We start from the raw sequence: 15,955 nt of genomic DNA, 5'->3' as shown, positions 1-15,955 counted from the left end.
GTTGTGTCCACAATCTCCCACAGGCATTTTCATTGCGAGTTATGCAGGGCTCTCCCTTCACAGCCTTGAAAGATTAATGAAAATCGTGTAGAATATAAAAAGTGGGTGGGGGTAAATAAGTCTTAAGAATCTTCTCCATTCAGGTATTTTCGCAGCTCTCGTCACAGCTTTGCTTTATCATGTCGTCAGAACTGTATTAATCTTCCTTTGCCATGCTCAGCCCTTCTCTTTTGAAAGCCCGCCCCCATAGGGGAGATAGCCTTGAAGAAAAGCCGCTTTTTGCCATTGAAGTCCCTCAGGGTGCATGAAAAGAGGAAAAACCTTAAGGAGTGCCCGGAAGAGCTTGATTTGCTCAAACGGGGCCTCGAGGAAGTCTTCCGCGAGAGGCTCCGCCTGAAAAGCCTCATTGAGAAATGCAAAGAGACCTTCGAGCACGCCCCTGTGAGCCTTCTTTGCCTCGACAGGAAAGGCATCATAAGGAAGGCAAACAGCACTGCCTCTCAGCTCCTCAAGATGAAGAAAAGCGCTCTTATTGACAGGGATTTTGGCGGCTTCATATGCCCGGAATACCACGAAGCCTATGAGCAGCACCTGAAGAAAGCCCGTTATGACGGGGAAAGAGCGGTATGCAGCGTTCTGCTCATCACCGGCGACGGGAGCAATTGTCATGCGACAGTGGATATCATGTGTGTTGAGGAGCATGAAAGCGACCTTTGCTTTAGAATGTTCATCACCGAGGCCGCTCCCCGTTCCTTTGCCGCCCCTCTCCCCACGGAGGGGGAAAAGAAATACCGGAACCTCTTTGAGAATTCCCCCATCTCCCTCTGGGAGGAGGACTTCTCAAGGATCAAGCAGGCTCTTGAGGAGCTGCGCTCCACGGGGGTGAGAGATTTCAGGGCCTGGTTTGACGTCCACCCCGAATCGGTCCTCGAGCTTGCGTCGCTCGTGAAGATAATCGACGTGAACGAGAAGACCCTGGAGCTCTACAAGGCAAAGAACAAGAAGGAGTTCCAGAAAAACCTGGCCATATTCTTCTGCCTTGAAAGCTACGACGAGGTGAAGGAAGAGCTTATCGCCATAGCAGAGGGAAAGACCGAGTTCGAGAAGGAGACGGTCAACCAGACCCTGGAAGGCGAGAAGCTCCACATTTACCTCCGGTGGACCGCCGTGCCGGGCTATGAGGAATCCCTTGCCAAGGTCATCATCTGCATAGTGGATATCACGTCCCAGAAGCTTGCCGCCAGGAGGCTCGAGAGTACCAGGAAGGAGTTCCTTTCTTTTCTTACCCACGATCTCAAGAGCCCCCTCGCCTCGATTATGGCCTATACCCAGCTCATAGGAAGGCTTGTGGAGGACAGGCCCGACGTGAGGAAGAACGTGGCCATCGTCAAAAACGTGGGAAATCTCATGCTGAATATTATAAATAATGTCCTGGAAGCGGAGCAGATAGAGTCAGAGCGCATTACCTACCTGCGGGAGCCCATGGCTCTCATGGATGTTTTCAACGAGCTCCTCGAGACCTTTGAAGGCCTGGCGAACCTCAAGAATATAGCCATCTCCGCCTGCTGCGACCGCAGGCTCATGGTCTTCATCGACAGGAACAGGATCATAAGGGTATTTCACAACCTCATCATCAATGCCCTTCACCACACTCTCGAGGGCGGCCGCATCGAAATAAGCACCGTTCCCTCAGGTGACGACAAGAGTGTGATCCTTCGGGTTTCGGACACAGGGACCGGCATCAAGCCCGAGATAAAAGAGCGGATCTTCGAGAAGTTCGTGGGATCTCCCGGCGGAAGCAGGGGCACAGGACTGGGCCTCTACATTGTCAGGAGCTTCCTGCAAGGCCATGGATCCACGATAGAAATGGAAAGCACGCCGGGGAGGGGCACCGTCTTCTCTTTCACGCTCCCCATTGCGGCCTATGCTTCATGCCGCCCGTGAGTGATCCTTACGGCTCCCTCTTTCTGTCCCTTCTTATGAGGTCGTCAAGCACATCGGCCTCCCTGAAATTGCCCACCTTGCGGTAATAGTCCATGAGGCTTTCGCGGGCCCTGAGAGTCTCGGGATGGCTCCTGCCGTAGATCTTCTCCCTTATGGCCACCGCCCTTGTGATCAGCTCCGGGCATCCCTGGAACATGCCCTGCCCCTTCATGAGGTCAGCGATAGCCAGAAGATTCGAAGCCACTTCAGGATGGACTTCGCCGAAAACTTTTTCCCTGATGGTGAGGCACTCCTTCATCTTTTCCGTGGCTTCGCGGTATTTTCCCGCAGACCGGTAAACTTCTGCCATGCCGTTCAGTGCCGATGCCGTCTCGGGGTGGGCACCCAGGACTTTCTTCCTTATGGCGACAACCTCGGTGAAAAAATCCGCGCTCTCCGTGAACTTCCCCTCCTGCCTCATAAGCTGCGCCATTGCCTGGAATGCTGCAGCCGTCTCAAGATTATCACGGCCCAGGACCTTTTCCCTTATGGCGAGTGCCTCCTTGAGATAAGACCCGGCATCGGCAAAGTTCCCCTGGCTTTTTGAGAGGTCCGAGAGGATCATGAGGGTTCCCGCCACGTCGGGGTGAGAGCCCAGGACATGGCGCTGGATGGCAAGGGCACCTGATGCCGCCTGTGTTGCCTCGGCGTATTTCCCCTGGGTTCGGTAAAGGTCCGTGAGCGCCATCAGTACGGGCGCCACGTCAAGCCCTTCAGGGCTGGAAAGCTTCTCCCTGATGGATTTCGCCCGGGAAAGAAGCTCATAGGCAGCGCCGTAATTTCCCATGCTTTTCATAAGGCCCGCGAGGGCGGTACAGGATGAAGCCGTCTCGGGGCTCTCTTTTCCCGCGGTCTGCTCCCTTATGGACAGGGCCCTTCTCATGAGGGACTCGGCCTCTTTCAGGTCCCCCCGCGACCGCAGGTAGTCGGCAAGCGACGAAGCCGCCGAAGCCACGTCGGGATGGCCGGGGCCATACTGCTTTTCCCTTTTTGCAAGGATCTCCCTCAGGAGCCTTTCCTGCTCCTGGTATTTCCCCTCGATGCGCACCACGTCCGCAAGGGCTCCGTACGCGGAAATCACCTCGGGATGAGCCCCCCCGCTGAAGGCCTTCTCCCTTATGGCAATGGCCTCCCTTATCTGGCGCTCCGCCTCCTCGTAACGGGCCAGGAGCTTATAGAGGTCGGCAAGGTTCATGTGGAGCGAGGCCACGTCGGGATGCTGGCCTCCCAGGGCGGCTTTTCTTATCTGGAGGGCTCTCTGGTAAAGAGGCTCCATCTCGCGGTATTTTCCCGTCACTCTCAGCAGGTCAGCCTGCATCATAAGGTTCTGGGCCACTTCCGGGTGGCTGCGTCCCAGGGCCTTCTCCTTGATCTCCATGGCCTTCATCAGGGAGCGGAGGGCTTCATCAAAGAGGGAGCGCTGCCTGAGGATCGGTGAGAGTGCCTGAAGCTGAGCTGCAGCCTGGACCGCCGAAGGCCCGTATATTTTTTCCGCCAGGGCAACAGCCTGGCGCTGGACCTCCTCGGCGCCGCCGTAATTGCCCTCCCTCACGAGGGACTGGGCCTTTTCGTTGAGTTTTTTCAGATCCTGCTCATTGCCCTGCGCCATGGCGCATTGCGCCACAAGGACCAGAATAAGAACGATGACGGCAAGTTTTTTCATGGCAGCTCCCTCCAGGTGACTCTATTATATTCCTCACTCCATGTTCGGGAAAGGCGGTGACAGGCTCCTTCTTTGCTGGAAAACTGAAGGGCGCCGCCCCGGGCATGGGGTGAAAAAGTGCCTGCCCTTGAAGGGGTACCTCTCACTTTGAGGAAATACCCTCTATGGGAATTTTCAGAAGCATCAGGGCCCAGGTCTTTCTCTTTCTCGTGGCAATCTCCCTCGTCACGTCCCTCGTGATGGGCGTGGCCAATTACCTCGAGGCGGAGAAAGTCCTTGACGATACCTTTGACAGGGAGATCAACAACACGGCATACCTGCTCAAGCAGACCATAGAAGGGCACCTGGCCGATGCCCGCGGGGCAGCATCGGTTCTGGCGAAGAATCCCTCGGTACAGGCCATGGACAGCGCCGCGATGAAAGAGATCAGCAGGTATTTTCTTGATTTCGTGAGCCTCTTTTACAACATCTATATCTACGACAGGGAGGGCACCCTCAGATCGGTGGAATACCTCGATAACATCGACCGCTCCGAGACGCACTCGAAAAACTTTCATGAGCTCAGGAACGAGTTCACCCACGTGGCCCTCGACGTGCTGGAGGACGGGAAGGCCCGCTACACGGAACCCTTTTTCAGAAAGGACCAGCTTCTCATCGCGTACGTGACTCCTATCTTCAAGGGCAGCGACAAGGCGGTGGCAGGCCTTGCAAGCTGCGGGATCTTTGTCCACAACCCGAAGCTCTCGAGGCTCATGAAGAGCCTTGTGCCGCCCTACCAGGGCTTTATCTGCCTGCTGGACGGTGAAGGAAGGGTCTTCGGCCGTGAGGGAGCCATACCTGAAGCCTTCACGGAATTCCCCCTCAAGTCCCTCAAGGCCAACCTCCAGGGGAAAAGCCCCCTGCTCTGGATGGAAGACAAACCCTATCTCTACACCATTAAGGAGATAGAGGAGGCCCATCTTTATGTGCTGGTGGCCACGTCATGCCTTATGAAGGAGAAGCTCTTCTCGACGCTCCTGTCGGAGCTTGTGGCCATAAATGTCATCTCATTCCTGGTGGCGCTGCTGATAAGCGCCGCCCTGGGTAATTTCCTCGTGAAGCCAATCAATGCCCTCGTGGAGGGAATAAGGGAAGTGGGGAAGGGGAACTATTCGTACTCAATCCATGAGCGGGCTTTCGGTGAGATCGGCGAGGCAGTGCAGTCCTACAACGAGATGGCCGAGAAGCTCCAGAAAAACAGGCTTATAGAAAATCTCTGGAACGAAAAATGGAAGGGAGATGACACGACGCCGTGACAGGCCCGACAGTCCTTGTCGCCCCGCCTCTTGTCTGGGGGCAGGAGCACCGGATGGACCTGAAGCCCCCTGTCAATCTCCTGTGCCTCTCGAGCTTTCTCCGCCACAGAGGCGTCACTGCCCACGTGCTTGACGCCGTCTCCCTCCGCCTCTCCCTGAAGGCACTGGTGGGGAGAATCAAGGCCCTTGAGCCGGCCTTCGTGGGAATTCCCCTTTACCACGCTTCGCTCGGAACAGCGAGGGAGCTGATAAAAGAGCTCAGGCAGGCCTGCCCTGCCGCGGTGCTCATCGGTGGAGGCCCATCGGCCACCATCGAGCCGGAGCGCATCCTTGATGAGCTTGAGCCCGACTGCCTGGTGGCAGGAGAGGGAGAAATGACCCTCCTGGAGACGGTTTCGGCGCCCTCGAGGGATTCGTGGGGCTCGATTGACGGCCTCTGCATCAAGGAGCGCGGGGAAGCGCGGCGCACCGGGCCCCGGGCCTTCATTGAGGACCTGGACAGCCTTCCCTTCATTGACTACAGTCCCATAAGCATGGAGAGCTATTTCGAATACCAGCAGGCAAGGGAGGCGCCTCCCTCGGTTTTTCTCACCACCTCGAGGGGCTGCCCCTACCGCTGCGTCTTCTGCGCCACGCCGCTCCTGTGGCCCGGGAGGATGCGCAGGATGTCGCCGGGAAGAGTCATCGAGGAGATGAAATACCAGTGCGCCCGTTACGCCGGCGCCAACATAGGCTTCCTGGACGACTCGTTCTTCTCCGACAGGAAATGGCTCGATGAGTTCATAAGGCTTGTCGGGTCACTCAATATCCATTATAACTGCATAGGGAGGATTGATCACCTCGACAGCTCCGCCATCGATGACCTCGTGAGGACGGGGTGCGACTTCGTTGCTTTCGGCGTGGAGACGGGAAGCGAGAGAAGGCAGCAGGAAACCAGGAAATTCCTGGATATCGGGAAGCTCAGGGAGCAGATAAGGTACCTGTCCCGGTATGATATAGTCACCAAGGGCTTTTTCATGGTGGGCTTCCCGGACGAGACGCCCCAGGATATGGCCGACACCATCAACCTTGCCGTGGAGCTCAAAAGCCTCGGCATGCGGCAGTTCTCCCTCTTTCCCCTCATTGTGTACCCCGGCACCGAGCTTGCCGGGAAGTTTTCGATTCAAGCCTTCAATTCGGGCATCTACAGCTATTTCCCAGACGACATAAGCGGTCCCGATGATTTCGGCGAAAAGCACGTGGCATTCTATTCCACCGTTCCCGGGAGCGACATAAACCCTTATCTGAATCACAGGGAGATCGTCGAGCTCGTCAAGATGGCTTACAACATGATAGAGAAAGGCCAGAAAGTCACCGCCGCCGGGATTCTTGCCCTTGCTGGGGAGAGGAGTGTCCCTGCCGATGGCCGGTGAAGAAGCACCTTTACCGATGACCTCTGGCGGAGCGGCCAGGCCGTTCCGGCTGGCCCTTGTGTCCCTCCAGGGAGAAGGCCTCTGGGGAAAGCCCATCCATTATTTCAATCCCCTCGCCGTAACGACCCTTGCGGGCTACGTCAAGGAGGCCCTGGCACCTGAAATCAGGCTCTTTGATACCTTCATCACTTCCATAGGCGAAATCGCGGCATCTCTCAGGGCTTTTTCACCCCACCTTCTCGGCATCTCGATGAAGACTGACTCCCTTCTTGAGCTTAAAAAGCTCATGGAAGCCATTGGCACAGACGATCCGCCCTTCCCCGCGGTTCTCGGGGGGATCGCCCCATCCATCATTGATGGAGATCTCCTCTCCCTTTATCCCCGGGCTTTTGTGGTGAGAGGCGAAGGAGAGATTCCCCTTGCGGCACTTATCAGGCACATTGCGGGCCAGATTCCGCGCCATGAGGTGCCGGCCCTTTCATACCTTGATGAAGGAGGAGCCCTGCAAAGAAATGCCGCAGTGCCTCTCGATCTCCCGTCATACCACAGCCAGCCCTTCGATGACCTGACCGGCCACTGCATAACAACGGACGGCGACTTCTGGCTTGAGTCGGGGAGGGGATGCCGGCGCCGCTGCTCGTTCTGCACCAAGGGCGAAGCCCACTGCGGGAACAGGGGCTGCCGGCGCTTCCCCCTGGAGCGGACCCTGGAAAGAATGGCGTCAATCGAGAAAAAATTCGGCATCAGGCGCTTCCGATTCAGCGACGAGGACTTTTTTGATAATGACTTCACCTTTCTGAAGGATTTCCTGGCAGGGCTCGGAGAGCTCCCCTTCATCGCCCTGTTCGAGGTGGACGTCAACGTGAGGGACATCATCTCACCGGGAGATCCGCCTGAGAGGGCAAGGGAGCGCCGCTGGCTCCTGGAGAGCCTCGTGGAGAAGGGCCTCACCCACGTGTTCATAGGCATCGAATCGCTCTCGGACACTCAGCTCCGCCGCTACCGCAAGGGCTCCAGGGTTTCGCAGATAACGGCGGCAGCGGGCATGCTGAGAGAACTGTCGATTTCATGCTCGGCAGGCTTCATCCCTTTTGATCCCTTCGTGACTGTCCCGGAGCTTGCCGAAAATTTCAGGAACCTCAGAGACACCGGTATCATCGCCATGGTGAACACGCCCCTCAAGGTGCTGAGGCTCCAGAAGGGCACGGTGCTCGCTGAAAAAGCCATGGAAGCGGGGCTTGTCACAGGCGTATCTGAGAACCTGATGGAATACTCTTACCGGTTCAAGGATCCTGACGTGGCGAAGCTTCACCGCGTCGCGGGGCCCGCGGCGGAGCTGTTCCGGCACTGCGGCCTCAGGCTCAACTACTTGATAAGAAACGGCGCCGAGTACGAAAGAAAGCTCGAGCCATCGCTGCTCTCATACCTGAAGGAGAAAAACAGCGCCCTCAAGGAAGGTCAGCTTGACTATCTGCTGGACATCGTGGCGCGCAGCAGCGAGAGTGAGAAGGATCTCCTGGAGCGCGACAGGGCATTCAGGGGGCACTGCGCCGCCTTATACGGAGAAATAAGGACAAGGTGCCTGGGGATAGGGGAGGAGGGGCCGAGAAATCGCCTCTGCGGCATCTGCGAGGAGTTCATCGAAGAGATGAGGCAGTAAAACCCGGGAATCCCACGGGCGACTGTGTAAAATGGCATTCAGGCAGGCTTAGGGAGCTTCTGAGGCTCCGGGAGGTTCTCGGAGAATTCTGCCTGAGTGAAAACAAGTCACAGGGAGGGCTGAAGGATCCCATGTAGTTAAAATCAAAATATGGCGAGAATCAATAATCCTGTCAATTGAGCCAGGAGGCACTTCATGGCATACTATCCAAGACTGGGACTTCAACACGGCGGTGACTGCATTGAATTCGAAAAGAGCGAGCTCGTCTGGAAGCTGGGCAAGAAAATCCAGCGCGTCCCGTGGTCCAAAATCCGCTCGGTCAGAAAGAGTGATGAAGGTGTGACCCTGGATCTGGCCACGGGCGCCGTTTTCATTCCAAATGACTACGTCTGGTTCGATTTCATCGTAGAAGACATCATAGAGCGGGCGCAACGCGAGAATCCCAGGTATGAGGGGCCCTCTACTTCTCTGAAACCCCGTTCCCTCGCGATCCCGCAGGACGGAGAAGGCCAGATGTTCTATGCACGCCGGGCTCAACGCTTCTACAAGGATCGTTTTCCGACCATTGCAGAGTTTGAGGAGTTTCTCCGCGCCAACCTTGGCTGGATCTTTGACGAGAGCACTTATTATGCATCTGCCATGTCAATGTGCACAGGGTGTCCGGTAGACGAAGGGTACTCGTCTGATCTTCACATCCCCTCCACAGCGCAATGGTTCCGCCAATTCCAGCAGAGGGCAGGGCAGGGCCGCTATTCGGGGAAAGCCCTGCTCGTGGTGCTTGCCGAGATCACCGCCTAATGAGGGAGGGGAGTCCGGGGAGCAGCCCTTTACTAAGCTCTTCAGGAACCCAGTCTGCGTGAGGTGCTTCTTTACGCCATCGATGAGACCGGTGACTTCCTCAAGCTCCATGTTCACATCTTCAACAGTAAACACGCATGCGGGATCATAATCGTCCAGCTCCCTTTATTTCTGGAGCCTCGAGAGAAGCCTGCCGCAGGCCGCCGGTAATATGCCCTTTTTCACAAAGTGCAGGTTGAAGAGATGGCTTGTGCCTTCTTGGGTCTTGGACTCAAGGCCCTTGGAAAAGAGGAGGGCCTTGACATGGTGAAAAGCGACAGGGCTCGCCACAAGAGGGCCGGGCGGTGAAGGGGGCACCTCACCATGCCGCAAGGTGCCCCCGGTTTGATTGACTGGCATCTCCGCCGGTCGTCAAATAAGATCCACCACGGTATATCCCATGATGACGGACTTCAAGACCGGCGTCTTCGTGAGCGTGTCGGTATCAGAGGCGAAGTATGCCCTGTACCTCACGTAACGTCCCTTGATCGGCGCCTGCGCGGTGATCGCCTGGCCCGGCGTAGTAAAGTAGCTGCCTTCATTGCCGTCGGGGCCCACATATTTCCATGTCGCATTGTCTTCGTTGACTGCCACCTGGAACTTGAGCTCAGGGTCCGTCGAGGCGTCGGTCCAGTAGAGGCTCTTCAAATCCGCCGATTTTCCGGCGCCGGCGTCGAAGGTCTGAGAAGTGAAGGTGCCTGCGGTGTTTTGAAGATTAAGCCACACTCCCTGTCCTCCTTCCGGCTGTGAAAAAATACTCGTGAAGATTACCTCCAGCCGTGAATGTATCAAATCGGGAAATTTTCCCCGCCTGGAAAACGGAATGCTCTCCTCACAAAAATGAACGCAACGCCGACAAGATAAAAATGGGCAAAAAGTATTCTCTCATGCCTGACCTGCCCTGCACCAGGGCCGTACGGCAGTGCAAAAGGCACCTGAAGGTCACCAGAGTGTCTTTGGGGTCATTTTTCACCTTTTTGTGCCTTCCAGACGCTATGGATGGCATCCTGCGATGACCTTCAATCCCAATATCAATAAGCTTTCTTGTCACTAAATGATTTGATTTAGCATGTTAAATATGTTATTATCAATATATGGATACATCTGATTCTCTTGCACTTCATGAAGTTTTGCTCCCTGATGAGGAAGAGCTCATCTTCCTTGCCGGTCCCTCTTTTTCTCAGGACTGTGAAGACATGCTTCTCCTCCCGGAGCCTTATGAGCTTCCCGCCGAAGCCCGCGACAGGGCGGCCTCCATGGTGAAGATCACCAGGGAAGGCCTTCTCCTCGAGGCGGAAAAGCTCACCGAGGACCTGACCTGGGGCCCTCCCCTCATCGACAGTGATGAGCGGGCTTCCCGGATAGATTTCACTCTCTGCAAGGCAGTCCGCGGCCGCCTCGCCCTTGACATCCACCTGGGCGGCCTTCTTGTGAATCTCAAGACGAAAGGAGTTGATCGGTTGGGCTACCGCTCCATGGCAGCTTTTGCCGTGGAGCATCTTTCCATGTCGGGACGCACGGCGTCAGAGCTGATGCACAACTTCCGGCTTCTCGAGAGTCTTCCCCTCACCAGGGAGGCCTATCTTGAGGGCAGGATCGCCAGGAGCGCCCTGAGGCACCTCTCGCGGGTCGTCACACCAGAGAATGAGGCTGGATTGCTTGCCAAGGCTCAGAAGCTCTCAGTGGGAAGCTTTGAGAGGGAGGTGAGGAATATCCTTGCAGAGAGGGAGCGCGATGAAAGGAGTGAAGGCACAGGCTCTGCTGCTGATGCGCAGGGCGACGAGGGAGTGATGATGCAGTTCCGCGTATCACCGACGCTTGCCCTCACCTGGGATTTCGCCCTCTCCCTCTTCAGGGACAAAGAGCACTATGACGGGCCTGTCTCAGGCTTCGTCGAGGCCCTCCTCGCCAACCGGGCAGCCTCTGGAAAATTCGCCTTCAGTCCTGCACCCCTTGATGAGAAGGGAAGCCTCCCGGTATTTTACAGGAGCAAGGGGGAAGGGAAGGGCTCTGCTGGCGCAGGGGTCGTCAAAGGCGATGCGCAGGGAGAGGCCTTTCCGGAAGGCACAGGGGTTGACGCCCCGGAGTCTGAGAGATCGCCGTGGGAGATGCCCTGGGAGATCTATTTCCCTTCGTGGCTGGAGGCTCCCCTGCAGGGCGGGGAGCCCGGCAGCAGTTCCATCAGGGCCGTCGCAGAGAGGCTCATCAGGGCCGCTTCGATGCGCCAGAGGCTTGACGTGGCTACGGGGATGCTGCTGCGGGCGATGCACTCAAGGCAGCTTTTTACAGGCTTCGGCTTTGAATCAGTCGAGGAGTATGGAGAGGTGCGGTGCGGCATCTCCAAAGCCCGGGCCCGCCAGTCTATTGCCATTGCAAATGGCTTCCGCCGTCACTCCCTCACTGAAAAGGCCTTCAGGAACGGCACCATCACGAGGGAGCAGGCAATGCTCATTCTTCCCCTGGTGAGCGGGAAAAACGAGGAGGCATGGATAGACTATGCCGCGGCGGTCCCCACGGCGGACCTCAGGGAAGAGGCGGGGCGCATCGCCCGGATCATCGAGTACGACTGCTTCGCGGCGGTGAATTATACCCTCCTCCCCGGTTTCCGCTATATCAGGGATGAGCGCTCTCGTGAGCTTCCCTTCGAGGTGAGGGACAGCATCAGGACCGGGTCGTGGTACGGCGGCCCCTCGACTGCCCCGGCGTGGCCCCTCTCCGAGGATGACGAAGAGTCCCTGGAAGTCCGCGACAGGCGCTTCGATGAGCCCTGGAATCATTTCAGCGATATCGATGAAATGCTGGCTGCTGAGGCCTCCATCCGCGAGGGCAGGGTTGAAAAATTTTCTTCTCTGTGTGCCGGTGAAAGAGGTCATACTCACCTGGGGCAAATTGAAAAAAATTCCGTGCTGTGTGCGAGCCTGGAGGAGGTCAGGGAGATCTGCACCATCCCTCACGGTGCCAATCCCGAAGAGACTTTCCTCGTGGATATCCTCAAGGGAGGCGGTTCTTCCCCGGCAGCCAGAGGCACCATGACGATAAAACTCTTTCTTCCCGGAGATCTATGGGGGCTCTGGAACACCGCCGCACTGGCCTTTCTTGCCTCTCAGGAGCACTCAGAAGCCGCCGTCACAACCAATGATATCCAGGGAGGGGCTCCCGCTGATGAAAGATTCCTTGCAGCCCTCCTGGCCGACTACCTCACTGCCGAGGGGAAGATCCAGAAAGCTGCCCATCACCACAAGATTCTCAAGCGCGACCGCTTCCGCTGCCAGGCTCCCGGCTGCCGCTGCCGCAGGCACCTTCATGTCCATCATATCATCAGGCGCTCCCAGGGCGGCACCGATGACGAGTGGAACCTCGTCACCCTCTGTGAAGCCCACCATCTTCACATCCTCCACGGCCTCAGGACGCTCACCGTCAGGGGCAGGGGGGGACCCCACAGCCTCACCTTCATCTTCGGCTCCCTCTCGGAAGACAGCAGGCCTTTCCTCGTCTACCACAGGGGCTGCAGGGTGAAAGGAGAGGCCCCCGCGGGGACTACACCTTCTTGAAGACCACTGTGCTCCCCTGGGGGAGCGTCATCCCCTTGGCGGCGTCGTAAACCGCACCTCCGTTTCCCAGGCCGGAGCCCCCGTACGCGCGGGCGTTGGTGTTGAAGACTTCCTTCCAGTTCCCCGGCGGGAGATCTATCTTGTAGCCCTGGCGATCCGTGGCGGCGAAGTTGGTCACCACGATATAATCGTCATTGCCGCCCTTGCGCTCATAGGCCATCACCCTGTCCAGGTTGTGGGTGTAGACTCTCTTGATCTCGGAGTCGGCCGTGAAAGCCGGCGAGGAGCCGCGCAACGAAATGAGATCCTTGTAACATGTGTAATGGCCTGCCTTGTTCGAGAGGCCTTCGGCGTCACTCCTCTGCTGAGGCGTCATCGTGTCGTACTGCTCAAAATGCCCGCGGTCCTCGGGGGAGAGCTGAGCTTTCTCCTTCTTCTTCTCGGCGGCGGGCAGGGCCGCTATCCGCTTGAAATTGTCGAGCCTGTCGGGGGTGATGTCAAAGTCAAGCCAGCGGTAATCGGCTCCCCACGTGGAGGTGACGCCATGCTTGAAGTCGTTGTTCGCCACGAACTCCTCGCCCTGGAAGACCATGGGAACGCCGGCGGCGGTGAGGGTAATGGCGGCAGCCGAGCGGGCCACGGCCCTCGGGTAAGGCTCCATCACCTTGGCGTCATCCCTGCTGTGGGCAGCGACCCTCACCAGCCATGAGCCCGAGTTTCCCACCTCGTCGTGGTTGTGGGAGAATACGACGCCCTTGTCCCAGCCGGTGACGCCGTAATGGCCGAGCACGGAGCCCATGAGGGTGTCCATGTTCTTCTCGGGCTTGGTGTTTTCGATTGCCCCGAGGAGATCGTGATGGAATGATGAGTTCCACACCGACGAGAAGCCCATCCCCTTCTTCTCCATCGCCCAGTCACCCTGGCCCTGCCACTCGCTCTTGTCGAGATCGGCAGCCACAAGCCAGTTGTGAGTGAAGTCCTCGGCAGTGGTATAAGTGTAAGCGTCGGGACTGATGAACCGTATCGACCGGTTTATCTGGCGCAGCGTGTTCATGCCCTCGCGCTTTTCAGCAGTATTTCCCGTGTCATGGAGAACCTGGGTGAAGTCAAAGCGGATACCGTCAAGATGGAACTCGCTGACCTGCTGGGCGGCGTTGTTGGCGAAGAAATCCTTGACGGCCTGGGAGCTGTAATTAGGCTTGGCCCCCCAGGGCGTGTTGCTTTCCGCCTGCCCCCACCACTTGAAGAATGACTGCTTGTCGCCGTCAATCTGCCAGAGGGGGTTGTCGGCGTCGGCCTTGCCCGAGGCATGGTTGTAGACCACGTCGGAGAACACGTTAAGGCCGCGGCGGTGGGCTTCATCGACGAAGACCTTTATGGCATCGGTGCCGCTCACCCATACGCTCTCCTTGTCCCTGTCCTGGTCTTTTCTCAACACGCCGAGCTCCACGGCCTTGTCGCGGGGGAGCTCGAAGCCGTAGCTCTCCGCACCGGCAAAGTAATAGTCAGGCGTGTAGCCCCAGTCCCTTCTTCCGCCGAACTCGGCAAAGGGCATCAGCTCTATGGTGTTGGACCCTGTCTTCTCGATGTAGTCCAGGTTGTTGATGAGATCCTGGAAGTTGCAGGGGTTCGCGTTGTCCTTGGCGCTCATGAAGGAGCCCACGTGGGCCTCGTATATCACGAACTTGCGGTAGTCGGTCTCCTTGCGGGGCACCCCGTCATTCCTGAACTGGAAGCTGGATTCCCTTATCACCGAGCGCCGCTCTGCCCCGGGCCTCGCCGAGATGACATTTCCCACAGGGTCGTTGAAGGGCGTCATGCGCCTCTCGCCATCCTGGAGGACCCCGTCGGTATTCCTGTCGCCGACGAGCTTCCCGTCCTTGTATACCTGGAACTCGTACTGGAGGCCCTCGAGCTTCGGGAAATTATTGATCGTGGCCACCCATGCCGATCCCTTGCCATCGCCCGCCTTTTTCATCTCGACAGTGCCGTCATCCTTTGCACCGTCAGTCCACCTGTACGCCGTCACCTTACCCGAGAGGTCGAGCTGCCAGCTCTTAAGGATATCGGCGTTGCGCTTCTGCTGAGGCGTCGCCTTGTCATAGGGAACGAGATCAGGTGAGCCAATGCGTTCAAGAAGCTCCTGTTTCGAGAGCTGGCGGCCTTGCTCATCCTTGAGGACCAGCACCACCTTGTCAGCGTCGCCATGGCCGTTCACGGTGAAGCGCCCCCAGAGGGGGTTGATGGTGTAATTGGGGCCGCCGCTCCCCGAATCATTATACCACCCTGTCTCGACGCCATGGATGGGATCGACGAAAATCCGCTCAAGACCGCGCTGCTGGCCCTGGAGGTAGCGGGAATAGGGATCGCTGTATATGACGGGTGCTTTCTTCTCCTTGCCTGAGAGGAGGGGCTCGCCCTTGTCATTCCGCACGGCGTACTGGTAGGATTTTCCCTCAAGCTCATCCCAGCCTGTGGGAAGCTCGAGGCTCCAGTTTCCCGTGGCCTCATCCTTCACCATGGGGGCGCTGCGCTCCATATGACCCGTGGCGTCATTGTAAATCTCCACATGGAGCTTGTAATCATTGAGGTCGCCTTTTCCCACCTCGGGGGACCAGGTCCTGAAGGTCACACCGTCATCGCCGGTCTTGTGGACGCCCATCAGATGGTTGGAGAGGGGGGCATAGGTCTGGGTGGTTTCTTTGTCCTGGAGGGAGAACCGTGGCGGCTCTTCCGTCATGACAAGCCACCGGTCAGCCGAGACAAGCTTCCCGTCGCGGCTGAACACGTCACCCTTTGCGCCCCATTGAATCTCGCGGGGCTGGGATGGATCAAGCTGCACCTGGGCTGTATAGAGGCCGTCGCCTGCCCTGGCATCGCCATGGGTGCCGTCGTCATACATGGCGACTCCTTTCCCCTGGTTCCACTGGGGATCGTACTGGCCCGTCGCAGGGTTGAAAGAGCCTACGAGCTTTATGTTTTTTGTCTGGGGGCCCTCGCGGGCATCATACACGAAAGTGGTGGTAGGCCACTTCCTGGAATTCGCCATTATGGCATCTACGATTTCCTGGGCCAAGGCGTCGTTGACCCTGGCGAGGTCGCCCGTGAACTGTGTGGAAGGGACCCGGTAAAGGCGGGGGAGATTCTCTGCGACATCTTTAAGGGGGTCCTCCACCCAGTAGCTTCCTTCTGCCGATTCAAGCTGCGATGAAGACCCGCCACCTGCTGCCGCCGTGGTGCCTTTGGCCTGTGCCCTGAGCGCCTGGGGCACGTTGCCGGGGTCAAGACTCCTTTTTCCTTCGAGCTTTATCTCGTCACGGGGCGCTTCGGCCTGTGCCGCATCTTCCTCGCAGGGCACCGCGGGCCCTGTGAGGCTGCCCGCATCATAGCGGGGCGTAATTGATGGATCATTACCATGTATTTTCATGTGCAGTCCCCCTTGCGCTCCAGGAGTATATCAGAAAAAGGATATCTATACCTACCGTTATCATATAGTACCGTGCCGTTTCCCGCAATAGGAAAAAGGCCATTGGCGAAATTTTAACAATTTGGCA

The 15,955-nt window shown here is 57.5% G+C and carries 10 protein-coding genes; 6 read left to right on the top strand and 4 right to left on the bottom strand.

The genetic code is table 11. The features are described 5' to 3' along the window. The first annotated feature begins 261 nt into the window (after positions 1–261). On the top strand, positions 262–1,944 hold the full coding sequence (locus tag RDV48_27090; GenBank protein ID MDQ7826498.1) for an ATP-binding protein: 1,683 nt from the start codon (positions 262–264) through the stop codon (positions 1,942–1,944). Positions 1,945–1,951: 7 nt separating this feature from the next. On the opposite strand, the gene RDV48_27085 is transcribed toward RDV48_27090, so the two are convergent. Further along, on the bottom strand, positions 1,952–3,646 hold the full coding sequence (locus RDV48_27085) for a tetratricopeptide repeat protein (protein MDQ7826497.1): 1,695 nt from the start codon (positions 3,644–3,646) through the stop codon (positions 1,952–1,954). A gap of 164 nt (positions 3,647–3,810) precedes the next feature. Between RDV48_27085 and RDV48_27080 the strand changes: the two genes are divergently transcribed. From RDV48_27080 to RDV48_27065, 4 genes are all read left to right on the top strand, one after another. Beyond that, positions 3,811–4,941, top strand: coding sequence for a HAMP domain-containing protein (locus RDV48_27080; protein MDQ7826496.1), 1,131 nt, complete (start codon positions 3,811–3,813; stop codon positions 4,939–4,941). Then, entirely contained in the window at positions 4,938–6,353 is a 1,416-nt protein-coding gene (locus tag RDV48_27075; protein MDQ7826495.1) for a radical SAM protein, read from the top strand. The genes RDV48_27080 and RDV48_27075 overlap by 4 nt, the downstream gene beginning before the upstream one ends. Positions 6,354–6,369: 16 nt before the next feature. Next, entirely contained in the window at positions 6,370–8,013 is a 1,644-nt protein-coding gene (locus RDV48_27070; protein ID MDQ7826494.1) for a cobalamin-dependent protein, read from the top strand. Positions 8,014–8,208: 195 nt separating this feature from the next. Further along, positions 8,209–8,811, top strand: coding sequence for a hypothetical protein (locus RDV48_27065; protein MDQ7826493.1), 603 nt, complete (start codon positions 8,209–8,211; stop codon positions 8,809–8,811). Positions 8,812–8,976: 165 nt separating this feature from the next. Here the strand turns inward: RDV48_27065 and RDV48_27060 are convergent, their stop codons facing one another. Then, positions 8,977–9,210 (bottom strand): hypothetical protein, encoded by a 234-nt coding sequence (locus RDV48_27060; protein MDQ7826492.1) that lies wholly within the window; start codon positions 9,208–9,210, stop codon positions 8,977–8,979. Between the two features lie 12 nt (positions 9,211–9,222). Beyond that, a complete protein-coding gene (locus tag RDV48_27055) occupies positions 9,223–9,576 on the bottom strand; it encodes a hypothetical protein (GenBank protein ID MDQ7826491.1) in 354 nt (117 codons plus the stop codon). A 470-nt stretch (positions 9,577–10,046) separates the two neighbouring features. Here RDV48_27055 and RDV48_27050 point away from each other — a divergent pair, with 470 nt between their 5' ends. Then, positions 10,047–12,401, top strand: a complete 2,355-nt coding sequence (locus tag RDV48_27050) for an HNH endonuclease signature motif containing protein (GenBank protein MDQ7826490.1) — start codon at positions 10,047–10,049, stop codon at positions 12,399–12,401. Here RDV48_27050 and RDV48_27045 read toward each other — a convergent pair. Beyond that, positions 12,388–15,828: an alpha amylase C-terminal domain-containing protein gene (locus RDV48_27045; protein ID MDQ7826489.1), complete on the bottom strand. Its 3,441-nt coding sequence runs from the start codon at positions 15,826–15,828 to the stop codon at positions 12,388–12,390. The two genes, RDV48_27050 and RDV48_27045, sit on opposite strands and share 14 nt — an antisense overlap. Between the last annotated feature and the right edge of the window lie 127 nt (positions 15,829–15,955).

The sequence above is a fragment of the Candidatus Eremiobacterota bacterium genome, from assembly GCA_031082125.1.
Classification (GTDB): Bacteria; Vulcanimicrobiota; CADAWZ01; order CADAWZ01; family Ess09-12; genus Ess09-12.
The sequence above is the reverse complement of the archived record's forward strand: the minus strand, read 5'-3'. Positions and strand labels throughout refer to the sequence as shown.

Bases quoted from the DNA above. Each gene is read 5' to 3' on its own strand.
- RDV48_27045 (MDQ7826489.1), bottom strand. From the start codon at position 15,828: ATGAAAATACATGGTAATGATCCATCAATTACGCCCCGCTATGATGCG.
- RDV48_27065 (MDQ7826493.1), top strand. From the start codon at position 8,209: ATGGCATACTATCCAAGACTGGGACTTCAACACGGCGGTGACTGCATT.
- RDV48_27060 (MDQ7826492.1), bottom strand. From the start codon at position 9,210: ATGCCAGTCAATCAAACCGGGGGCACCTTGCGGCATGGTGAGGTGCCC.
- RDV48_27070 (MDQ7826494.1), top strand. From the start codon at position 6,370: ATGACCTCTGGCGGAGCGGCCAGGCCGTTCCGGCTGGCCCTTGTGTCC.
- RDV48_27080 (MDQ7826496.1), top strand. From the start codon at position 3,811: ATGGGAATTTTCAGAAGCATCAGGGCCCAGGTCTTTCTCTTTCTCGTG.
- RDV48_27085 (MDQ7826497.1), bottom strand. From the start codon at position 3,646: ATGAAAAAACTTGCCGTCATCGTTCTTATTCTGGTCCTTGTGGCGCAA.
- RDV48_27050 (MDQ7826490.1), top strand. From the start codon at position 10,047: ATGCTTCTCCTCCCGGAGCCTTATGAGCTTCCCGCCGAAGCCCGCGAC.